Annotated in this window: 15 protein-coding genes and 1 pseudogene; 8 read left to right on the top strand and 8 right to left on the bottom strand. The window is 63.5% G+C overall.

All coding sequences use genetic code 11. The annotated features are described in order from the left end of the window. The first annotated feature begins 482 nt into the window (after positions 1 to 482). The 3 genes from K7B09_RS12115 (at position 483) to K7B09_RS12105 (ending at position 6778) form a co-directional block, all read left to right on the top strand. Positions 483 to 2324: an autotransporter assembly complex protein TamA gene (locus K7B09_RS12115; protein WP_223629723.1), complete on the top strand. Its 1842-nt coding sequence runs from the start codon at positions 483 to 485 to the stop codon at positions 2322 to 2324. Further along, the gene (locus K7B09_RS13265) at positions 2321 to 6118 is read left to right on the top strand and encodes a translocation/assembly module TamB domain-containing protein (RefSeq protein ID WP_223629722.1); all 3798 of its coding nucleotides are present in this window, start codon (positions 2321 to 2323) and stop codon (positions 6116 to 6118) included. Before K7B09_RS12115 ends, K7B09_RS13265 begins: the two co-directional genes overlap by 4 nt. Positions 6119 to 6214: 96 nt before the next feature. After that, the gene (locus K7B09_RS12105) at positions 6215 to 6778 is read left to right on the top strand and encodes an ECF-type sigma factor (protein WP_223629721.1); all 564 of its coding nucleotides are present in this window, start codon (positions 6215 to 6217) and stop codon (positions 6776 to 6778) included. 14 nt (positions 6779 to 6792) lie between these two features. Here K7B09_RS12105 and K7B09_RS12100 read toward each other — a convergent pair whose 3' ends face one another. After that, positions 6793 to 8049, bottom strand: a complete 1257-nt coding sequence (locus K7B09_RS12100; protein WP_223629720.1) for a sialidase family protein — start codon at positions 8047 to 8049, stop codon at positions 6793 to 6795. Positions 8050 to 8291: 242 nt separating this feature from the next. After that, on the bottom strand, positions 8292 to 10181 hold the full coding sequence (gene mnmG / locus K7B09_RS12095) for a tRNA uridine-5-carboxymethylaminomethyl(34) synthesis enzyme MnmG (RefSeq protein WP_223629719.1): 1890 nt from the start codon (positions 10179 to 10181) through the stop codon (positions 8292 to 8294). A gap of 538 nt (positions 10182 to 10719) precedes the next feature. Between mnmG and K7B09_RS12090 the strand changes: the two genes are divergently transcribed. Then, a complete protein-coding gene (locus K7B09_RS12090) occupies positions 10720 to 11700 on the top strand; it encodes a pyridoxal-phosphate dependent enzyme (RefSeq protein ID WP_223629718.1) in 981 nt (326 codons plus the stop codon). On the opposite strand, the gene K7B09_RS12085 is transcribed toward K7B09_RS12090, so the two are convergent. From K7B09_RS12085 to bioH, 3 genes are read right to left on the bottom strand one after another with little or no spacing between them, the layout of a single operon-like run. Beyond that, the gene (locus K7B09_RS12085) at positions 11697 to 12689 is read right to left on the bottom strand and encodes a multidrug resistance efflux transporter family protein (RefSeq protein WP_223629717.1); all 993 of its coding nucleotides are present in this window, start codon (positions 12687 to 12689) and stop codon (positions 11697 to 11699) included. The genes K7B09_RS12090 and K7B09_RS12085 overlap by 4 nt on opposite strands. Continuing rightward, positions 12686 to 13594 (bottom strand): malonyl-ACP O-methyltransferase BioC, encoded by a 909-nt coding sequence (gene bioC / locus K7B09_RS12080; protein WP_223629716.1) that lies wholly within the window; start codon positions 13592 to 13594, stop codon positions 12686 to 12688. The genes K7B09_RS12085 and bioC overlap by 4 nt, the downstream gene beginning before the upstream one ends. Next, on the bottom strand, positions 13594 to 14379 hold the full coding sequence (bioH, locus tag K7B09_RS12075; protein WP_223629736.1) for a pimeloyl-ACP methyl ester esterase BioH: 786 nt from the start codon (positions 14377 to 14379) through the stop codon (positions 13594 to 13596). The genes bioC and bioH overlap by 1 nt, the downstream gene beginning before the upstream one ends. A gap of 136 nt (positions 14380 to 14515) precedes the next feature. On the opposite strand from bioH, the gene K7B09_RS12070 reads away from it, so the two are divergent. After that, the gene (locus K7B09_RS12070) at positions 14516 to 15979 is read left to right on the top strand and encodes an NAD-dependent succinate-semialdehyde dehydrogenase (RefSeq protein WP_223629715.1); all 1464 of its coding nucleotides are present in this window, start codon (positions 14516 to 14518) and stop codon (positions 15977 to 15979) included. Here K7B09_RS12070 and bioF read toward each other — a convergent pair. Both bioF and bioB read right to left on the bottom strand, forming a co-directional pair. Beyond that, a complete protein-coding gene (bioF, locus tag K7B09_RS12065; protein ID WP_223629714.1) occupies positions 15940 to 17133 on the bottom strand; it encodes an 8-amino-7-oxononanoate synthase in 1194 nt (397 codons plus the stop codon). The genes K7B09_RS12070 and bioF overlap by 40 nt on opposite strands. 149 nt (positions 17134 to 17282) lie before the next feature. Further along, positions 17283 to 18281: pseudogene (gene bioB / locus K7B09_RS12060) on the bottom strand (biotin synthase BioB); the annotation flags it as partial. A gap of 49 nt (positions 18282 to 18330) precedes the next feature. Between bioB and K7B09_RS12055 the strand changes: the two are divergent. After that, on the top strand, positions 18331 to 19056 hold the full coding sequence (locus K7B09_RS12055) for a ComF family protein (RefSeq protein WP_223629713.1): 726 nt from the start codon (positions 18331 to 18333) through the stop codon (positions 19054 to 19056). A 78-nt stretch (positions 19057 to 19134) separates the two neighbouring features. Here K7B09_RS12055 and K7B09_RS12050 read toward each other — a convergent pair whose 3' ends face one another. Continuing rightward, the gene (locus K7B09_RS12050) at positions 19135 to 19353 is read right to left on the bottom strand and encodes a YdcH family protein (protein ID WP_223629712.1); all 219 of its coding nucleotides are present in this window, start codon (positions 19351 to 19353) and stop codon (positions 19135 to 19137) included. Positions 19354 to 19404: 51 nt separating this feature from the next. Between K7B09_RS12050 and ttcA the strand changes: the two genes are divergently transcribed. Both ttcA and K7B09_RS12040 read left to right on the top strand, forming a co-directional pair. Continuing rightward, positions 19405 to 20367: a tRNA 2-thiocytidine(32) synthetase TtcA gene (gene ttcA, locus K7B09_RS12045; RefSeq protein ID WP_223629711.1), complete on the top strand. Its 963-nt coding sequence runs from the start codon at positions 19405 to 19407 to the stop codon at positions 20365 to 20367. A 77-nt stretch (positions 20368 to 20444) separates the two neighbouring features. Then, positions 20445 to 21347 carry a recombination-associated protein RdgC gene (locus K7B09_RS12040; RefSeq protein WP_223629710.1) on the top strand — a complete coding sequence of 301 codons (903 nt, stop codon included), beginning with the start codon at positions 20445 to 20447 and terminating at the stop codon, positions 21345 to 21347. Positions 21348 to 21364 lie beyond the last annotated feature (17 nt).

Below are 21364 nucleotides of genomic sequence, written 5' to 3'. Positions count from 1 at the left end.
CCACTCAATCGCAGTAGGCATGGATTATCGCTGAGCGAATACACGCGTTCGACTCACCACCCTGAATGGGCTTCTTCGACGAACTCCTGCATCGCAATGGACAACACGCGCTGCGAATCAACCGAGAGCATGTAGGCGGGCGCACGGCAGTCACGCAACGCGTGTGGCCAGTGTAGTGAGCGGTATAGCGAGTCTCTCCGCGATTGCTTCGCCTGCCTCCCACTGCCGAGAAAGCAATCGGCGAAGTGCGGCGGAGGCTTCAGTTTCAATTGGTAGGAATGATTTGCTCAGGCGCGATCCTGAAGACATTGCATGCGTACTCACCTTAGCTCAGCGCGTTGCTTGCAACTCAACTCCTTGTTTAAATTTGGATTAGTACATTCCTTCATAAGGGCGGCGATGTTTATGCGCAAGACCATCATCGCAGTGCCTGCAATGCCAGCAATGATTGCCAACGCAGCAGTCACCGTTATTCTGGAGACATGCCTGTGGTGATCCCCCGCGTGTTGTCCAGCCTTGTGCTCTGTTTGTTGGCGCTGCCGGTATCGGCGGTCACGGTGACGCGTGTCGATTTGCGGGGCACCAGCGACCAACGACTGCTCGACAACGTGCGCAGTGCGTTGTCTTTGCAAGATGCGGTGGGCAAGCGGTTGACGCACCGGCGGCTGGCGTACCTGTTGCAGCAAGCGGATGCGCAGACGCGGCAGGCCTTGGAGCCGTTTGGCTATTACGCGCCGGTCATTCGCATTCAGCGCAGTGATCGTGCCGACCCGCAGACCGTCGGTGCGCCCGACGATGACCCCGCCGCCGCCGACGCGCCGGAAACGTCGCAGGACGACGTGCTCAGCGTCAGCATCAGCATTGACCCCGGCCTCCCCGTGCAGGTGCGGGGCCGGCAAGTGGTGGTGACCGGTGCCGGTGGCGACGATGCGCAAGTCCGCGCGGCACTGGCGGCATTCGTACCGCACACGGGCGAGGTGCTTGATCACAGCCGCTACGAGGCCAGCAAAACCCGGGTCAACCGGGCGCTGGCGGCACAGGGGTATTTCGATGCCGACTTCATCATCCATCAAGTGCAGGTGACCCGCGCCGAGCACGCCGCCGATATTGACCTGCGCTGGAGCAGCGGGCCGCGCTACCGGTTGGGCGAGGTGGTGTTCACGCAGTCGCCAGCGCCGGTGTTGCGCGACGAGCTGTTGCAAAAACTGGTGGGCTGGACGCCAGGCCAGGCCTATGACGCGGCGCAGTTGGAACGCCTGCGGCGCTCGCTGGTGGCGCTGGACTATTTCGGCTTGGTGGATGTCAGCGCCACCCCGGAAACGGCGCAGGACAAACAGGTGCTGGTGCAGGTCAACCTGACCCCGGCTCCGCGCAGTATTTACAGCTATGGCCTCAGTTACGGCACCCGCAGCGGTGCCGGCTTCAGCACGGGCTTTGAGCGCCGCTATTTGAATCAACGCGGGCACAAGGCGCTGGCGCAAATCGATTGGGGCAACCAGCGCAAAACCGCCACCGTGCAATACCGCATGCCGGCGTTTGCGTGGCGGGACGGCTGGTACACCGCCAGTCTGCAAGCGGCCGATGAACAGACCGACTCACTCGACAATCGCCGCCTGGAATTTGTGGTTAGCCGCAGCGGGCAATACAGCGAACATCTGAATCTGGTGGCCTCTGCGCACGTGCTGCGCGAGCGGTGGTCGTATTTCACCGTCAACCAGCCGGTGGGGCTGTATCAATTTGCCAGCTTCGTGTTTCCGGAACTGCGCGCCGACTACATCGATGTGGACAACCGGATGGCCCCGCGCAGCGGCTTTGGTGCTGGTCTCACGCTGCGCGGTGGCAACGGCAATGCCGCAGGCTTCGTGCAGTTGCATGCCAATGCGCAGTGGTTTCATGGCTTCGATGCCGATAGCCGGCTGATCGTGCGCGGCGAAGCCGGCCGCACTTTCACCGGCGACCTGCTGAATCTGCCACCCAGCCTGCGTTATTTCGCCGGTGGCGATCGCAGCGTGCGCGGTTATGGGTGGCGTGAAATTGGCCCGCGCATTCGCAACAGCCAAGGCGATTTGTATGCCGTGGGTGCCTCCAGTGTGCTGACCACCAGCATCGAATACGAACGCTATTTCAACGGCCCGTGGGGTGCGGCGGTGTTTGTGGATAGCGGCAGTGCATTTGATGGCAGGCGCGCCGACCCGCACACCGGCGTAGGCATCGGCCTGCGTTGGCGCTCGCCGGTCGGGCCGGTGCGGATTGATATTGCACGTGGCCTCAACCGCCCCGAATCGCCCTTCACCCTGCATCTGAATATCGGGGCTGATCTGTGATCCGGCGCGTCGTGTTGCGCGTGGGTGGTATCGCACTGGTGTTGCTGCTGCTGATTTCGGCCGGGGCACTGACGTGGTTGCTGGCGACCGTTGGCGGCCGTGACTTCCTATTGCGACACATCACGGCCCAGTTGCCCGCCGGCAGTACGCTGACGTGGACGCAGGCCGAGGGCCATTTGGCCGGCCCGCTGACTTTGCGGGGCGTGCAGCTGCGCATGCCAATGCAGCGGGATGGTGACTGCGTGGCAACTGCGCAGGCGGCATGCGCAATGGGCACCCTCAAATTGGATGCCGGTACCTTGACGCTGGAGGCGGCGCTGCTGCCGCTGTTGACCCGCAGCGTGCGTGTACACAGCCTGCGTCTTGCTGATGCCAGGCTGGATCTGCCGCGCGACGATTCACCTTTCAAGTTGCCGCGCTGGCCGGATGTCCTGCCCATGCTGGATGTGCCCGTGCATGTGCACGTCGATGCCATCGTCATGGATCGCCTCGCCATCGCTGAAGAAGGCGTGCCGCAAATTCTGTTGCAGCGTGTGCGCGGTGGTGTGCGGCTGGATCCGGGCGCGCTGCATATCGAACAGTTGCGCATCGACAGTGATCGCGGCCAATTCAGTGCGCAGGGTGACTATCGCCCACGCGACAACTTCCGCAGCGATGTGCGTGCCAGCGCCATATTCCCCGCCGCCACCGGGCAAACCGCCGCGCAGTTGCGCGTGTATGCCAGCGGTGACTTGGCCGCACTGGTGGTCACCGTGGATGGCCATGCACCCGCCCCGGTGCACGCCATGCTGCGCTTGCAAGGCGATACCGCCACCCCGCGCTGGCGTTTGCAAGCCAACAGCACCGCGTTGGATTTGGCCGTGCTCGCCGGCCGTGGTGAGACGTCCACCCCCTTGGCCGTGCAACTCACGGCTACCGGTGTGGGGGGCCGCGCGAACGTGCAGGGGCAGCTGCAACAGGATGACTTCAATTTGCGCGTGCTGCCTTCACAGCTCAGTTTGGAAGCCCAAACCTTGCGCGCGCACTCGCTGGTGGCGGAGGTGTTTGATGGACGCATCAGCGCCGATGGCAAGGCCGATCTGCGCGATCCCAAGCACGCCGCGTTGGCGCTGAACATCGCCGCGCGCGGTCTGCGCTGGCGTAGTCGGGATGCGCAAACCACGATCAGCGCGGATGGCGACTTCAAACTGGAAGGCACGCTGGCGCGTTGGCTGGCAACTGGCAAGGCGCAGTTGCAACGCGGCCGCGACCACGCCGTGCTGGAGCTTGATGGGTTGGGTAACCGCGACGGTGTGCAGCTGCGTAATCTGCGCATCAGTATGCCGCAGGGGCGTTTGGATGCCAGTGGGCAACTGGCATGGTCACCGGCATTGCAGTGGACGGCCAAGGCGCAATTGGCGGGTTTTGATCCTGGCTATTTCGCGCCCGATTGGCCGGGTGCGGTGAATGGCGATCTGCAAAGCCATGGCGAACTGCGGACAGGCGCGCGCGGCTTGCTGGCGCAATTGGAGGTCACTCGCTTGGGCGGCAGCTTGCGCAAACGTGCTTTGGCCGGCCAGCTGGATGTGCAAATCGATGGTGACCACTACGCGGGCAATGCCGAGCTGACACTGGGGCAAAGCAAGCTGAGCGCGTACGGCAAATGGGCAGACAGCATCGAACTCGATGCGCGTTTTGACCCCCTGCAATTGCAAGACCTGCTGCCCGATGGGCGCGGCAGTGTGCGCGGCAGCGTGCACCTGCGCGGTGCGCGTGACGCGCCCGATATCACCGCCGAGCTTGTCGGCAATGGGCTGGCATTTGCCGACTATCGGGTCGCGCAGTTGAGCGCCAAGGGGCATCTGCCGTGGCGGCGTGGTTCTGGCGCGCTGGTCATCGACGCCCAAGGCCTGCACGTTGGGCTGCCGCTGCACACGCTGCACGCAGATCTGCGCGGCGCGATGGAGCGTCTGCGATGGGGCATCGATGTCAGCAGTGATAGCGGCAGCCTGAGTGCGCGTGGTGATGCGGGCAAACACGGCACGCGTTGGCAGGGGGGGGTGACGGCACTGCAATTGCAGCCCAGCATCGGCCCAGCATGGGCGTTGCAACACGCTGCGCAGTGGACGTGGGATGGGCGCAGCGCAACGCTGGCCAATGCCTGCTTGCAAGCGGTGGGCGGTGGCGGCGTGTGTGCCGACGCCGACTGGCCACGGCGCGGTGTGCAGTTGGCAGGGCACGCTTTGCCACTGACCTTGCTCACGCCGTATCTGCCCGACCGCAGTGATGGCCAGCCGTGGGCCGTACATGGTGTGCTGTCGCTGAATGCCCATCTTCAACCCGTTGGCGGCACATGGCGCGGCACCGCCACGCTGCGCTCGGACGCCGGCGGCCTGCGCAATCGGCCGCGCGCACGCCGGGATGTGTTCAGCTACCGTGCACTGGCGGTGCAAGCTGCGTTTGACCCGCATCGTGTGGAAGCCACGCTGAGCAGCGGGCTCAATGGCAGCGGTCAACTGGATGCGCACATCGTCACCGGTTTTGATGCTTACGCACCGTTGTCCGGCAATTTGAGACTGGATACTGATGCACTGACTTGGGTTGAATTGTTCTCGCCCGATATCGTGTCGCCCACCGGCAATCTGCATGTGGATGTGCAGTTGGCCGGCACCCGCGCGAAACCGTTGTTGGGTGGGCAGGCACGCCTGCAAAAGTTTTCCACCGAACTCCCCGCGCTGGGCATCAGTCTGCACGAGGGTGACGTGCAATTGCTTGCGCAAGCCGATGGCAGCGCCCGCATCCACGGCCAAGTGGGCGCAGGAACAGGCGTGTTGCAGCTCGATGGTCAGCTGGATTGGCGCAGCGATGACACGCCGCTGCAATTGCAACTGCGCGGCAACAACCTGCTGCTGGCCGATACCCACCAACTGCGCGCAATCGCCAGCCCCGACTTGAGCCTGCGTTATCGCGCCGGGCAGCCCTTACAAATACGCGGCAGCGTCAATGTATCGGAAGCCAACATTCAGCTGGAACGGCTGGATATGGGGGTGTCACCCTCGCCTGATGTCGTGGTGTTGGATCCCGCCGATCCCACCCCTGTGGCCGCCGCCACTGCCTTGGACATGGATCTCAATTTGGTCATGGGCCAGGCCGTGCAACTGGATGGCTATGGCCTGAAAGGCACACTGGGCGGCAGCCTGCGCGTGCGTGCCACGCCCCAGCGCGACATGCTGGGCAGCGGCGCACTCGACATCGCAGGCCGCTACCGCGCTTACGGGCAAAACTTGCAGATCACCCGTGGTCGCCTGCGTTGGTCGAACACACCGGTAGATGACCCCTTGCTGGACATCCGCGCCGAACGCCAGGTGGGGGATGTCACCGCCGGCATCCGCGTGGAAGGCCGCGCCAGTGCACCGCAGGCCAGTGTGTATTCCGACCCGGCCAAGAGCGAGTCCGAAGCGTTGGCCTATCTCACCCTGGGCCGACCATTGTCGGCATTGTCCGGCAATGAAGCGCGCCAACTGGGGGCGGCCAAGGCCGCGTTGAATGCCGGTAGTGGCTTGTTGGCAGCCGAGCTGGGCGCACGCATTGGGCTGGACGATGCCGGCGTGAATGAGTCGCGCGCATTGGGCGGCGATGTGCTCAGCGTGGGCAAATATTTATCGCCCAAACTGTATGTGGGCTATGGCGTTTCACTGCTGGGAACAGGGCAAGTGATGACGCTGAAATATCTGTTGCGCAAAGGCTTCGATATTCAGATCGAATCGTCGACCATCGAAAACCGGGCATCGCTGAACTGGCGCAAGGAAAAATAGCGCCGCAACAACCGGAGCAAGATGCGCGAAATAGCCAACGCATGCGACACTCGTGCACGGGGATTGGCCAGTGTTTGAACAGTGCGGAGTCATGTGATGGCAGCAGTACCTGTGGATGCGCCGGTCACGCAATTGCTGGCGCGTGCCCGCAATGGCGATGCGCAGGCGTTGGGCACCGCTTATAGCGCCGTATACGACGAGCTCAAGCGCGCCGCCCGTGCGCAGCTGCGGCGCATGCGCGATGGCTTTCAAACCACGGCACTGGTGCACGAGGCGTATTTGAAGCTGGCCAACGGTGCGGATCTCAAAGCGGTCGATCGCAATCATTTGCTGGCGTTGTCGGCACGCGCCATGCGTCAGGTTCTGGTGGACGACGCCCGGGCGCGCAAAGCGGACAAGCGCGGCGGCGGGCAGGACGCGCTGACCCTGAGTGCAGCACAAGGCAGTGGCGAGGCGGCTGCGGTAGAAGTGCTGGCACTGGATGAATTGCTCACCGGCCTGCACAGCTTGGACGAGCGCGCCGCGCAGATTGTGGAGCTGCGTTATTTCGGCGGTTATGAAGAATCCGAAATCGCGCGGTTGCTCGACATCAGTGAACGCACCGTGCGCCGCGATTGGCGCAAGGCCCGCGCTTTTTTATTGGCGGAAATGCGGAGTTAAGCCGTCAAGTGGTCTCAGTGCGCCACCCGTGCGCCTTTCAGATGGGCCACGCCATCGACCACGTCGGTCCAGGCCAGCCATACGCCACCGGCATCCACCGCCAGCTTGGGATAGCCGCTGGCCATGCCGCGTGCGCCCAGTTTGGCCACGGCAAAGGTCTGCAAGCGTTTGGAGAGGTCACGGGGGTAGCGTGCCAACTGCAAGGTTTGTCCGTGTGCATCTTCGTGCAGCCAGGCCACCCATACCTGCCTGGCATCAATCCCCACCGCGCTGCGACCCAGGACATGGGCGCCGGCCTCCACAGTGACCGGTGCCAGGAAGCTATCGCCAGCGTCATGACTACGCGCCAATTGCAAATGCGGGGTGCCGCCGGCTTCGCTGTACCACAGCACCACCGCGCTATCGCCGGATGCCGCCAATGCCGGCCCGGCCACGGGGCAGCTTTCCACTTTCCAACCATCGGCATGCACCGGCTTGGGCGCTGTCCAGGCATTGTTTTCAAAGCGCGCCAGCGCAATATCGCGAACCTCGTCTGCGCTGCGGTCACGCCATGCCAGCAAGGGTCCTTTGCGGGTCATTGCCACCGCGGTCTGGCAGCAATCGCAGGTGCGCGCATCCACCACGGCATCGGTGCCGCGCTGCAAATCCAGCGTGAACAGATTGCTGCGCAATTGCATTGCGCCCATCGCGTGCTGTGCTGCAGTGCCCGCGCCCATCGCCGCTTGGTCGCGCCCGTCCAGCCACGCAATGCCGGCACTATTGCTGCCATTCGGCCAGAGTGCGGCAAATCCGTGTTCGGCCGGCTTACCATCGCTGTTGACGCGGGTGATCTGGTCCCAGTTCATGCCGCCGTCTTTTGAGCGCGCCAGCACCGTGTCATAGCCAGAGGGGCTGTCAGGTTGGGTCTGCAACCACTGCATCCACAGTGCGCCATCGGGGGTGGCCAGCAGGTGCGGGGTGTCCCCAGCATTGGCCAGCAGCGCATTGCCCACCGCCACGGTGCGCGGTTGGCTTTGCCAGCCGGTAGCTTCGGTGTACGAGGCAAATTGCAAGGCGTTGCGGCGGCCTTGGGTGCGGTTGATCCAACTCAGCAGCACACGTCCGCCGGATGCGGTTTGCAAGTCCGGAGCCATCGAGCCGGCTTCGGCGGGAAGCACCCAGGTCTGCACGCTGTAGCCGGCATTGGCGGGTTTGCTGGGCGGTGTGTCGCGCTTGCAGCCGGTGAAGGCGGTCAGGGCGATGGCGAGGACGAGCAGGTTGCGAAGTGTCATCGGCAAAGAATACGCCTGTCAGCCCGAAATACCGCTGCGTGAATCGACGTGTCGGGGATGGGGTATTCGCTACGCGGCTCGAACTGCCGCTGCGTGAATCGACGTGCCGGGGATGGGGCATTCACTACCCGGCTCGAACTGCCGCTGCGTGAATCGACATGTCAGGGATGGGGCATTCACTACGCGGCTCGAAATGCCGCTGCGTGAACACCCCATCCCTGACATGCCTGTGTGTCGTTTTTTTACGCCGCCCGTTCGCGGCGGGCGCGTTCCAGGTGCACCAACAGCAGCGAAATCGCCGCTGGCGTCACCCCGGGGATACGCTGCGCTTGGCCCACGGTTTGCGGCTGTACGCGCTGCAGCTTTTGCAGGACTTCGGCGGAGAGGCCGCGCACGTGGGCGTAGTCGAAGTGGGTGGGGATGGTGGTGGCTTCGTTGCGCTGTTGGCGGGCGATCTCATCGCGCTGGCGGTTCAGATAGCCGGCATATTTGGTTTCAATTTCGACTTGTTCGGCCACTTTTGCATCGTCCACGGCGGGGCCGAATTCAGGCACGTGCAGCAGGCGCGAGTAATCGAGTTCCGGGCGGCGCAGCAAATCCAATGCATTGTTTTCACGGCTGACTTCAATCCCAAGGTCGCGTGCCAATGCGGCGCCCAGTGCGTTATTGGGTGCTGCCCACAGGCTGGACAGGCGTGCGGTTTCGGCGGCCACCGCGTCACGCTTGCGTGAAAATGCCTGCCAGCGCGCTTCATCCACCAGGCCCAGTGCATGGCCAATGGGCGTGAGCCGGGTATCGGCATTGTCTTCGCGCAATTGCAGGCGGTACTCGGCGCGGCTGGTGAACATGCGGTATGGCTCGCTGGTGCCGTGGGTGATCAGGTCATCCACCAATACGCCCAGATACGCTTCATCGCGGCGCAGAGTGCAGGCGTCTTGTTGTCGCACAAAGCGCGCCGCATTCACGCCAGCCAACAAGCCTTGCGCAGCGGCCTCTTCGTAGCCGGTGGTGCCGTTGATCTGGCCGGCAAAAAACAGCCCGGCCACCGCCTTGGTTTCCAGTGAGGCTTTGAGCCCGCGTGGATCGAAGAAATCGTATTCGATGGCATATCCGGGGCGGGTGATATGCGCGTGTTCGAAGCCGCGAATGCTGCGTACCAGATCCAATTGCACATCGAATGGCAGCGAAGTACTGATGCCATTGGGGTAGATTTCGGTGACCGACAAGCCTTCGGGCTCGACAAAAATCTGATGGCTGGCCTTCTCGGCAAAACGCACGACCTTGTCTTCAATCGACGGGCAATAGCGCGGACCGATGCCTTCGATCTGGCCGGAATACAACGGGCTGCGATGTAGTGCGTCGCGGATGATTTGGTGGGTGCGCTCGCAGGTATCGGTGATCCAGCAACTCACTTGCGCGGGTTGATCGGCATGGCTGCCCATGAACGACATCACCGGGCGTGGGTCATCGCCGGGCTGTTCGCTCATCACCGAATAATCCAGGGTGCGGCCGTCAATCCGTGGCGGCGTGCCGGTCTTGAGCCGGTCCACCACAAAGCGGCCCTCGCGCAGTTTGTGCGCCAATGCGGTGGCCGGTGCGTCGCCCATGCGCCCGGCGGCGTATTGGGTTTGCCCGATATGGATTTTGCCGGCCAAAAACGTGCCTGCGGTCAGCACGACGGCGGGGGCTGCGAAGGTCAGGCCGGTTTGCGTGATCGCACCGCGCACGGCGTCATTGACGATCACCAGATCATCGACGGCGGCTTGAAATACGGTGAGGTTGGGCTGTGTCTCCACCGTGCGCCGGATGAAGCTGCGATACAGCGCGCGGTCGGCTTGGCAGCGCGTTGCACGCACGGCTGGCCCCTTCGACGCATTGAGCACGCGCCACTGGATGCCGGCCGCATCGGCGGCCTTGCCCATGATGCCGCCGAGCGCGTCGATTTCCTTGACCAGATGGCCTTTCCCAATCCCGCCAATCGCCGGGTTGCAACTCATTGCACCCACGGTTTCGATGTTGTGGGTGAGTAGCAAGGTGCGCGCACCGGTGCGGGCAGAGGCCAGTGCGGCTTCGGTGCCGGCATGGCCGCCACCAATCACGATGACATCGAAGGCGTAGAAGGACGTGTTCATCGGGCAATTATCGCGCGCAAATGCGCCTGGGCTGGGTTTTGAAAAGTTGGCACGCTTCCTGCTTTATCCTCATCAGCACTCGCTGTGGCACGCCGCAAGGTGATGATCGGACTGAACAGGGGCCGATCCTGCGCATAACGAGGACGCTACGAGGGCCGGGTGTCGGGGGACATCCGGCCCTCTTTTTTTATGCGTGCTGCTGTTGTTGGTGCGCTGAAGCTGCACCGCCACTGCGTCTGCAAGTGGTCGTCGCTGACATGCATGGGGGATGCGTGCAGGAAAGTGTCGGTGCCCGCAGGACGGGCGGAACAGGGGGGATCCGGAAAGTCCTGCAAGGCACCGACGCGCGTAGAGTAGCGCGATCTGGCGTGAAGTGACGCAGAAAGTCACAGGCTGGCCCAACTTCGATTCAGCTTGTGCAAGCGATCACGTTTTTGTGTTTTCCGTACGCATCGTCGATGCACCGCATTGAAATTGGCGCCGCGCAGATCTGTGTACAACGCGGCCAATCACCAGCTGGCGCGTTAGCATGCGCTGAATGAATGCTTCCGATAGCCGTGCCCCACTTCCCGCGTTTGCCGATGTGCAAACCGCCGCCGCCCGCATCGCACCGTATGCGCATGTGACGCCCGTGCTGCACTCGCGCGCGCTGGATGCGATGACTGGCGCAAGCCTGTACTTCAAAGCCGAACACTTGCAGCGCGTGGGTGCATTCAAGTTTCGCGGCGCGTGCAATGCGGTGTGGTCACTCACCGCTGCGCAAGCCGCATGTGGGGTGGTGACGCATTCTTCCGGCAATCACGGGGCAGCGCTGGCGCTGGCGGCGCAGCTGCGCGGGATTGCCTGCCATGTGGTGGTACCGGACGGTGCGGTGGCGGCCAAGGTGGCGGCGATAGCGCACTACGGCGCTCAGTTGCATCGCTGCGCAGCGACGCTTGCGGCACGCGAGGCGATGTGTGCGCAGGTGCAAGCCACAACTGGCGGCAACAGCGTGCATCCCTATACCGATCCGCGCGTGATTGCCGGGCAAGGCACCGCCGCATTGGAGTTGTTGACCGCGCAACCAGGGTTGGACGCACTGGTGGTGCCATTGGGGGGTGGTGGTTTGGCGGCAGGTACGGCATTGGCGATGCGCGCACTGGCCCCGCACTGCCGCTTGTATCTGGCCGAACCTGCCGGCGCTGCCGACGGTGCACGATCGTTTGCTGCCGGTGCGCTGGATCACGCGGGGATTCCGGACACCATTTGCGATGGCTTGCGTGGCACGCTGGGCGCGATCAATTTCGAAATCCTGCGTGCCTGCGATGCGCAGGTATTGACGGTGGATGATGTCCAGGCCGTGGCCGCGCTGCGCTTGCTGTGGTCGCGCACCAAACAACTGGTCGAGCCGTCATCGGCCACCGTATTGGCGGCGGTGTTGGCGCACCCCGCAGTCTTCGCGGGGCGCAAGGTGGGCGTTATTTTGTCGGGCGGGAATGTGGATTTGGACGCACTGCCGGGATTGCTGGCGGCCGGCTAACGCCCACGCTCGCTACGCAGTGCTTGCACGTCACGTTGATCCCGCGCCGCTTCGTGTGCCACCACCCAAGCAAACAGTGCAATTCCGGCGACCACCAGCAGTCCGCCGAACAAGGCTTGTCCATGCGGCCACGGTTCGCCAAGGAACATCACCCCCAGCAGTGCGGCAAAGACCACTTCCGATGCCTGCATGGCCTCCACTGCGCCCAGCGCGGTGGGATTGCTGCGAACCATGCCACTGGCATGGAAAAACAGAATGGTGGCGGCCACACCGGAGACCAATGCCACCACAAAGATCGCTTCCATTTGCGCAGCAGGCGGTGGCCCCGTTTGCGTCCATGCCCATAGTGCCAGTGCCCACCATGCCGGTTGGCTGGCCAAGGTCATTCCGAAGACGCGCTGGGTGGCATTGAGGGGTTCACCACGCCGTTCCAAATGCAGCAACAGGCCACGGTTGCCCAGTGGATAAGCAAACGCACTGACCAGTACGCAGGCCAGAGCCAGCCATGCGGAAGGCGTCAAGGTCCCATGCGCATTGCCAAATTGCATCAGTAGCACGCCCGTCACAATCAGCACGCCCACCGTAAATCCAGTACGTGGGATGCGCGCCCGTGCATCGCGATACAACAGGGGCGCAGACAACATGCCCGCCACCGCCGTCATCTGGAAACTGCCGGCCACCAGCCACGACGGGCCACTGGCCGCGGCCGCGCTGAGCAGTCCATAGAACAGGGCAAAGCCGACACTGCTCCAGCCCAGCCATGCACCCGGCGCGGCGCGGAGCGAACGCCACACGGGGGCAATGCCGCCCTGCCAATGCATCAGCGGCAACAGTAGCGGCAGCATGAACAAGTAGCGCAGCGCGGCAGTCCATGCCCAATGCCCGCCACCCACCGCCACCGCGCGGTTGAGCACATAGGTACTGGTGAATAACAATGCTGCCAACAGCGACAGTCCTACCGCACGGAGGACGTGGTGTTGCGCGCTCATCCGCGCCTGCGAATCGGAATGTTCGCGACCGGCACCGCCACCAAATCCGCACCGCCTTCGCGGATCGGCGCACCAGGTTCCGGTGCCCACGCCATCGCGCTGATGATTTCCCACGTGGCCGGCAGTCCCGCCGGTGTGCGATGCGCTTCGTAGGCCGTGGCCGCCGCGGCAAACCGCCCGCGCCCGGTCAGGCTGCTGCGGCGGTTGGTCAGCGCATTGGTGGCGCCCAGTGCGCGCAATTCGTGCATCAGGGCCGTCAGCTGCGGGTAGTGGGTGATGTCTTCCTCGCGATCGACCACCGGCTGAAAGAAGCCGGCGTTGACCAGGGCATCGCCCATCCCGGCGATGTCCACAAACGGGCTGACATGCGGCGCGGCATCGGCGTAGGCAAACGCGTTGCGCAGTTCCCACAAGGTTTCCGGGCCAAACGTTGAGAACAGCAGCAAACCCTGCGGCCTGAGCGCCCGCCGGAAGCCATTGAGCACCGCGCCCAAATCTTCCACCCATTGCAGGCACAAGTTGGAGAAAATCACATCCACACTGCCTTCGGCCAACGGCAGCGCACGCGCATCGGCACACAAGGGCTGCGGCACTTGCACAAACGGGTTCCAGCGTCTGCAGGCGGCGCGGGTGTGCTGCAACATCGGCAGCGCCAAATCCATCGACAGGATCTGTGCTTTGGGCCAGCGTTTTTGCAGCGCCACGCTGGCCGCACCGGTGCCGCAGCCCAAGTCCAACACCCGCTGTGGCGGCTTGCGCGCCAGTGCCGGGTCATCCAGATAATCCAGTGACTCCAGCAATCGTGCCTGTGCATTGCGCTGCACATGGGCGGCGGCGTCATAACTGGCGGCCGCACGCGAAAATGCACGCCGCACTTGCTTGGCATCAAATAGCGAATCGTTCATCAGGCGTGCTTCAATGACGCGTGGCCGGCGCTTGCAAGAAACGCCATCAATGCGTCTGCCACTGTATTTGCATGGGTCAGGAATGGCGCATGCCCGGCATGTTCTATGGGTACGAATTGCGCCAACCGGGACTGCGCCGCACTGGCCTGCATCGCCGCTGGGTTGACCAAGCGGTCGCGTCGGCCAGCGAGCCACAGGCTGGGCACCGCCAGTGCCGGCAATGCGTCACGCAAATCACTCTGCTCCAGCAGCTGCAAGCCTTCCGCCAACACCCGTGGTGACGGTTCGCCGCGCGTCAGCACCGCATCGCGCAGCAGCTTGAGTTCTTCGCGCATATGGTCAGAGCCAAACGCTTCCAGTGCGATGAAGCGGTCAATCGTGGCGCGCCAATCACTGCGCAGGCCGGCTTCGAAACCGGTGAACACGTCACGCGCCATGCCGTGTGGCCAAGTGTCACTCAGCACAAACTTGGGGGTGGCGCACAGCATCGCCAGTGCCGGCACACGCGCCGGTTGCGTGGCCGCTGCATGCAGTGCCAACAACCCCCCTAGCGACCAACCACACCACGGCGCAGCTGGCACCACCGCCAGCACCGCCTGCACGCAGGCATCCAGCTGCAAAGGCACACCGCAATCCCGGCTATGCCCGTGGCCGGGCAGATCCACCACGTGCAAGGTGTGGTGTTCACGCAGTGCTTGCACCAACGGCGCGAAAATACCGCCGTGCATCGCCCAGCCGTGCAGCAGGATCAGGGGGGGGCCGTGGCCTGTGATGTCAACGGACAGCTGGGTCATGATGTGGTTTTGCGTTGTGGCCAAAGGCGCAACAGCGTAGATAGCCGATGACGGTAAACGCGCATTATCGCAAGAACCCCGTGCTGCTTGCCGAGTACAGGATGAATCCATGCATGGAGAAGATGTGATGACCACACTGCCATTGACCGATCCGCAGTTGTTGCGCAACCAGGCACTGGTTGCGGGCCAATGGTGTGCGGCCGCGACCGGCGGTACCTGCGAAGTACGCAACCCCGCCACAGGCGCGCTGCTGGGCACGGTGCCAGACATGGGTGCGGATGAAACCCGGCGTGCCATCGATGCCGCGCATGCGGCGTTCCCGGCGTGGGCAAACATGACCGCCAGGGAGCGCGCGCACGTGCTGCGCCGCATGTTCGACCTGATGCTGCACCATCAGGATGATCTGGCCGTGTTGATGACCGCCGAGCAGGGCAAGCCGCTTGCGGAGGCGAAGGGCGAAGTGCTGTATTCGGCTGGCTTTCTGGAATGGTTTGGCGAACAAGCCAAGCGCATGGACGGCGACACGATTCCCGGCCACGCCGGTGACAATCGCATCCTCACGTTGCGCCAGCCGGTGGGTGTGGTGGCGGCCATCACACCGTGGAATTTCCCTTCGGCCATGCTTGGCCGCAAATTGGGCCCGGCGCTGGCAGCGGGGTGCACGGTGGTGTGCAAGCCGGCGATGCAAACCCCGTTTTCGGCGCTGGCGCTGGGCGTGATTGCCGAGCGCGCTGGCCTGCCGCCGGGCGTGCTGAATATCGTCACTGGCCAGGATGCGGCGGCAATTGGCACGCAAATGACAGCACACCCGAAGGTGCGCAAGCTCAGCTTCACCGGCTCAACGGCGGTGGGCAAACGCTTGATGGCACAGTGCGCCGAGGGCATGAAGCGGGTGTCGCTGGAACTGGGCGGCAATGCGCCATTCATCGTGTTCGAGGATGCGGATTTGGATGCCGCGGTGGCCGGTGCGATTGCCAGCAAATACCGCAACACCGGGCAAACCTGCGTCTGCGCGAACCGCTTGTTCGTGCAGGACGCGGTGTACGCCGCATTTGCGGAAAAACTGGTGGCCGCTGTGCGCGCACTGCGCGTAGGCGATGGCTTGCAAGGCCCCACCGAGCAAGGACCGTTGATCGACGCCAAGGCTTTGGCGAAAGTCGAGCAGCATGTTGCCGATGCCACGGCAAAAGGCGCGCGCATTGCCACCGGCGGTAAGCGCCACGCGCTGGGCGGCACCTTCTTCGAACCGACCGTGCTCCTCGACGTTGCTGATCACATGTTGGTCGCGCAGGAGGAAACCTTCGGCCCGGTTGCGCCACTGTTCCGTTTCAACACCGAAGCGGACGTCATCGCAATGGCCAATGCCACCGAGTATGGGTTGGCCAGCTATTTCTACACGCGTGACCTGGCGCGCAGTTGGCGCGTAGCCGAAGCACTGGAATGCGGCATGGTCGGCATCAACACCGGGCTGATCTCGACCGAAGTGGCGCCGTTTGGCGGCGTCAAGCAATCCGGTATGGGCCGCGAAGGCTCGAAGTACGGCCTCGACGATTACACCGAGCTGAAATATATCTGCGTGGGTGGGGTATAGCTGCGCGCCAACGCATCCAGCAAGCCGTCAATCTGCTGCGTGGTATGCGCGGCTGACAAGGTGATGCGCAGCCGTGCGCTGCCTTCCGGCACGGTGGGTGGGCGGATCGCACTGGCCCAATAGCCGGCTGCTTCCAAGGCTGCAGACAGCGTCAGCGCATCGGCATCCGCACCCATCAGCAGTGGTTGGATGGCGGTGTCTGACGCCATCAGCGGCAAGCCCAACTGCGCCGCAGCCCGGCGGAACTGGGCGATATTGGCGTGCAGCTGTGCTCGCAAGGCATCGCCCTGTGCCGACTGCACCACCTGCACGGCGGCGCGCGTGGCGGCGGCTTGCATCGGTGGCAGCGCGGTGGTGTAGATGCCGGGGCGTGCGGTTTGCAACAAGTGTTCGATGAGCTCGTCTGTGCCCACCACTGCCGCGCCCACGCCACCCAACGCTTTGCCGAAGGTGATCAAGCGCAGTGGCGCGTCCTCCACGGTAAGTCCTGCGGCGGCGATGCTGCCGCGCCCGTGTGCGCCCAGTACACCGGCCCCGTGCGCGTCATCGACATACAACAACGCATCGTGTGCGTGCGCCACGGCGGCCAACTCGGCCAGCGGTGCCACGTCGCCATCCATCGAAAACACCCCGTCGGTGGCCAGCACCGCTACCGCTTGCGCATCCACGTGCAACTGGCGTGCAGCGGCCTGCGCATCGTTGTGCGGATAGCGTTTGAGCGTGCAACCGGACAGACGTGCACCATCAATCAAACTGGCGTGATTGAGCTTGTCTTGCACGCACGCATCGCCCTTGCCCAGCAGCGCCTGCAGTACCGCCAGATTGGCCAGATAGCCGCTGCCAAACAGCAGTGCACGCGGTGCTTGCTGCCACGTTGCCAACGCGGCTTCCAACCCGGCATGTTCGGCGCTGTGGCCACACACCAGATGCGAGGCGGTACTACCCGCGCTGGAGGCCGCATGCAGTGCGGCGATCACCTGCGGGTGTTGCGACAGCCCCAAATAATCATTGCTGCAAAAGTTCAGCAGCGTGCGGCCATTCACCACACACTGCACACCTTGCCGCTGCGTCACCACACGGCACATCCGCGTGCGCTGCGCAGCGCTGCGCGCCTCACGCAGCGCCGCAATGCGCTGGCTCAGCAGCCGCTGCATCCGCAGCCGCAGCCATCTTCCGGTGCGCGTTGCGACGCACCACCACAGCAGCCAGCCGCTTGTTCCTTGACGATGGTCAGATTGACCACGCCACCACTGCAACCACAGCCACCACTGCCACAGCCGCCGTCGTTGCCAACGAGGGTGAGACCAGGAACATCGTTCAGTGCGGTTTTGACTTCTTCAACCACCATGGCGCGCAATCCCAAGCGTTCGAACAGGGCATTATCGCGCTCGGTGTCGGGGTTGCCGGTGGTGAGCAATTTTTCGCCATAGAAAATGGAGTTGGCACCGGCGCTGAAACACAACGCCTGCAACTCATCACTCATCTCGGCACGGCCTGCCGACAACCGCACCATCGAGCGCGGCATCATGATGCGTGCCGCTGCAATGGTGCGCACAAATTCAAACGGGTCCAACGCCACTGTGCCGTGCAGCGGGGTACCTTCCACTTGCACCAGCCGGTTGATCGGCACCGAATCCGGATGCGCCGGCAAATTGGCCAGCGTCATCAGCAAACCGGCGCGCTGACGGCGTGATTCGCCCATCCCCACGATGCCGCCACAGCAGGTTTTCAGGCCGGCATCGCGCACCTGGGTGAGGGTGTCGAGCCGGTCTTGCACCTCGCGGGTGTGGATGATGTCGCCGTAAAACTCGGGGTCGGTATCCAGATTGTGGTTGTAGTAATCCAGCCCGGCCTCTTTCAAGGCCACCGCCTGCCCGCCACTGAGCATGCCCATGGTGGCGCAGGTTTCCAGCCCCAATGCTTTCACCTCACGGATCATCGCCGCCACTTTGGGGATATCGCGGTCCTTCGGGCTGCGCCATGCCGCGCCCATGCAAAAGCGCGACGCCCCGGCGGCCTTGGCTTGCCGTGCCTTGGCCACCACATCCTCCACCTCCATCAGCTTGGAGGCTTCCACCCCGGTGTGATAACGCGCTGCCTGCGGGCAGTAGCTGCAATCTTCCGGGCAGCCGCCGGTTTTCACCGACAACAAGGTGGACACCTGCACTTCGCAGGGGTCGAAATGCAGCCGGTGCGCGGTGGCGGCGCGATACAACAAATCCGGCAGCGGCAGCGCCAGCAAGTCTTCGACTTCGCTGCGCGACCAATCGTGGCGAACGGGGAAAGCACTGACGATTTGCATGGGGGTTTTCCGACAGACAAGCCAAAGACAAGTGCGCAGTCTGGAATGCATGGATGCCACCGTCAACCAAATCACCATCAGCAAAGTTGACAGACACCTGCACGCGCCGCTGGGCTGGTTGCTGCCACCCCGCTGCGTGGTGTGCGGTGATGCCGGCATGCCAGGCCGCGATGTGTGCGCGTGCTGCCATGCCGACCTGCCTTGGCAAGGGCTGGCCTGCGGATGCTGTGCGCTGCCGCTGCCCACCACCGGCATCTGCGGGCATTGCCTGCAACAACCCTCGCCTTTGGATGCGGCGCATGCAGCCTTCGATTACAGCTTCCCGTTGGACCGGCTGCTGCCACGGCTGAAATTTCACGCGGATTTCGCCTGCGGGCGCATGCTGGCGCAGTGCATGGCCGAACGCTTCGCCGCATTGCCACGGCCCGCCGCCATCGTGCCGGTGCCACTGCATCCTGCGCGCCTGCGCAGGCGCGGCTACGACCAGGCGTTGGAGCTGGCCAAACCCATCGCACGCGCATTGGCGCTGCCGTTGCGCGGGAATCTGTTGCAGCGCGGCAAACCCACCTCGGCGCAATCACGTTTGCATGCCGATGCGCGGCAACGCAATTTGCGGGATGCCTTTCGTGTGGCCACGTTGCCCGATCTTCCCGCACATATCGCGCTGCTGGACGATGTCATGACCACCGGCGCAACCCTGTACGCAGCGGCACAAGCCTTGCGCAATGCCGGTGTGGCACGGGTGGATGCATGGGTGTGCGCGCGGGTGGCTTAGGGCAACGCTGGTCCAGTTGTGTTTACTCGTGAGACCGGCTGTGTCTTGCGAATAAACGCGGAATCGGCCAGCGGCACCTCAAGCGGGCTGATCCGGGATCAGCGCGTTTTCAATCCAGGCGATCTGGTCTTTGAGCAGCAATTTGCGCTTCTTGAAGCGCTTGAGCATCAACTCATCGGCCCGGATATCGGCCTGCAGGCGCTCGATCGCCGCATCCAGGTCGCGATGTTCCTGCCGCAGCACGGCCATGCGCTGGGACAGGCGGGATTGTTCTGCCGGATTCAGGGGCTGGCTCATTGACTCAGCATAACGCGACGGCAGCCCCCGTGTGGCAGGTAAAATGCACAGATGCACACCATGGATCTGCCCCTCGCCGATGTCCCTGCGCGTACCCCGCGCAGCGCGCCTGTGGCGAACAAATATCAGGCCGATAAACTGGCCAAGCGCCTGCGCCATCAGGTGGGTCGGGCGATTGCCGATTTCGGCATGATCGAAGACGGTGACAAGGTGATGGTCTGCCTGTCCGGCGGCAAGGACAGCTACACGCTGCTGGACGTACTTCTGCAATTGCAGAAAAAAGCACCGGTCAATTTCAGTATCACCGCGGTCAATCTGGATCAGAAACAGCCCGGCTTCCCCGAGCATGTACTACCTGAGTACTTGTCTTCGATTGGCGTGGATTACCACATCATCGAACAAGACACCTATTCGGTGGTCAGCCGGGTGATTCCGGAAGGCAAGACCATGTGTTCGCTGTGTTCACGCCTGCGCCGCGGCGCGCTGTACACCTATGCCGAAACCCACGGCTTCACCAAGATCGCGCTGGGTCACCACCGCGATGATCTGGTCAACACGTTTTTCCTCAATCTGTTCTTCCACGCCAAGCTGTCGGGCATGCCGCCCAAGCTGCTGAGCGACGACGGCAAGCATGTGGTGATCCGCCCGCTGGCCTATGTGCGCGAGGACGACATCGAGGCGTATGCCGAGACCAAGGGCTTCCCGATCATCCCCTGCAACCTGTGCGGCTCGCAGGAAAACCTGCAGCGCAAGCAGGTCAAGAAGATGCTGGTGCAGTGGGAGAAGGACGCGCCCGGCCGCATCGAGACCATGGCGCGCGCGCTGGGCGATATTCGCCCCTCGCAATTGAGCGATCCCAAACTGTTCGACTTTCTGGCGCTGGGCAAACGCGGCGATGATGCACTGCCCAACGCGCACGCCTGGCTGGCCGGCACCGCGGCCGAGGCCGAACCGGTGGCGATGGCGCTGCATCCCGTGCGCAACCACGACGGGCTGGACATCCTCAAGTCCTGAGCCCGCGCCGCGCTTCCCCGCATTTCCACCTGGCCCTGGCCCATCCGCTGGCGAGGGCCTTTCCACAGGATTCCCGAATGTTCTTTCGCAACCTCACTCTGTTTCGTTTTCCCACCAGCTTGAACCTTGCCGATCTGGACGCCCAGTTGGCCGAGTGCGAACTCAAGCCGGTGGGCGCGCTGGAGCTGTCCTCACGCGGCTTTGTGACGCCGCTGGGCCAGCATGGCGATCAATTTTGCCAACGCCAAGGCGATGCGCTGTGGTTGGCCATCGGCGGCGAAGACAAACTGCTGCCCGGTGCGGTGGTCAACGACCTGCTGCAGAAGAAGCTGGCCGCGATCGAGGAGAAGGAAGGCCGCAAGCCCGGCGGGCGTACCCGCAAGCGGCTTAAGGATGAGCTCATCACGGAATTGCTGCCGCGTGCCTTCGTGCGCCCGGTGCGCACCGATGCGCTGATCGACACCCAAACCGGCGTGATCGCGGTGGACACCTCCTCGCGCAAGGGCGCCGAAAGCGTGGTGTCGGAAGTGCGCCGTGCACTGGGCAGTTTTCCGGCGTTGCCGCTGAATGCCGAAGTCGCCCCACGCGCCATTCTCACCGGCTGGATTGCCGGCGACCCGTTACCTGATGGCCTGAGCCTGGGGGATGAATGCGAACTGCGCGACCCCACCGACACCGGTGCGGTGGTGAAAATTCAGCGCATGGATCTGTCCGGCAATGAAATCGCCAAGCATCTGGAAGCCGGCAAACAGGCCACGCGCCTGGCGCTGACCTTGGACGATCACGTCAGTTTCGTACTTGGCGAAGATCTCGTCGTGCGCAAGTTCAAGTTGCTGGATGGTGCGGTGGATCAGCTTGAGGCCAGCGATAGCGATGACATCGTGGCCGAACTGGGCGCGCGCTTTGCGCTGATGGCGGGCGAGTTTAAGCGCCTGTTCAACGTGCTGGAAGCCGCGTTCAAGCTGAGCAAGGCGGAGTAACCCAAGCGCCACCCAAG

Origin of the sequence: Thermomonas beijingensis (assembly GCF_020034655.1) — a bacterium.
GTDB lineage: Bacteria > Pseudomonadota > Gammaproteobacteria > Xanthomonadales > Xanthomonadaceae > Thermomonas > Thermomonas beijingensis.
Note: the sequence above shows the minus strand (reverse complement) of the source record. Positions and strands in the feature narration are given on the sequence as shown.

What these genes read in the sequence shown, in the direction of transcription:
- K7B09_RS12085 (WP_223629717.1), bottom strand. Translation starts at nt 12,689, where the DNA reads ATGAGCGCGCAACACCACGTCCTCCGTGCGGTAGGACTGTCGCTGTTG.
- bioF (WP_223629714.1), bottom strand. Translation starts at nt 17,133, where the DNA reads ATGCAGCGGCTGCTGAGCCAGCGCATTGCGGCGCTGCGTGAGGCGCGC.
- K7B09_RS12105 (WP_223629721.1), top strand. Translation starts at nt 6,215, where the DNA reads ATGGCAGCAGTACCTGTGGATGCGCCGGTCACGCAATTGCTGGCGCGT.
- K7B09_RS12115 (WP_223629723.1), top strand. Translation starts at nt 483, where the DNA reads ATGCCTGTGGTGATCCCCCGCGTGTTGTCCAGCCTTGTGCTCTGTTTG.
- K7B09_RS12055 (WP_223629713.1), top strand. Translation starts at nt 18,331, where the DNA reads ATGGATGCCACCGTCAACCAAATCACCATCAGCAAAGTTGACAGACAC.
- K7B09_RS12090 (WP_223629718.1), top strand. Translation starts at nt 10,720, where the DNA reads ATGAATGCTTCCGATAGCCGTGCCCCACTTCCCGCGTTTGCCGATGTG.
- bioC (WP_223629716.1), bottom strand. Translation starts at nt 13,594, where the DNA reads ATGAACGATTCGCTATTTGATGCCAAGCAAGTGCGGCGTGCATTTTCG.
- K7B09_RS12040 (WP_223629710.1), top strand. Translation starts at nt 20,445, where the DNA reads ATGTTCTTTCGCAACCTCACTCTGTTTCGTTTTCCCACCAGCTTGAAC.
- K7B09_RS12100 (WP_223629720.1), bottom strand. Translation starts at nt 8,049, where the DNA reads ATGACACTTCGCAACCTGCTCGTCCTCGCCATCGCCCTGACCGCCTTC.
- ttcA (WP_223629711.1), top strand. Translation starts at nt 19,405, where the DNA reads ATGCACACCATGGATCTGCCCCTCGCCGATGTCCCTGCGCGTACCCCG.
- K7B09_RS12070 (WP_223629715.1), top strand. Translation starts at nt 14,516, where the DNA reads ATGACCACACTGCCATTGACCGATCCGCAGTTGTTGCGCAACCAGGCA.
- mnmG (WP_223629719.1), bottom strand. Translation starts at nt 10,181, where the DNA reads ATGAACACGTCCTTCTACGCCTTCGATGTCATCGTGATTGGTGGCGGC.
- K7B09_RS12050 (WP_223629712.1), bottom strand. Translation starts at nt 19,353, where the DNA reads ATGAGCCAGCCCCTGAATCCGGCAGAACAATCCCGCCTGTCCCAGCGC.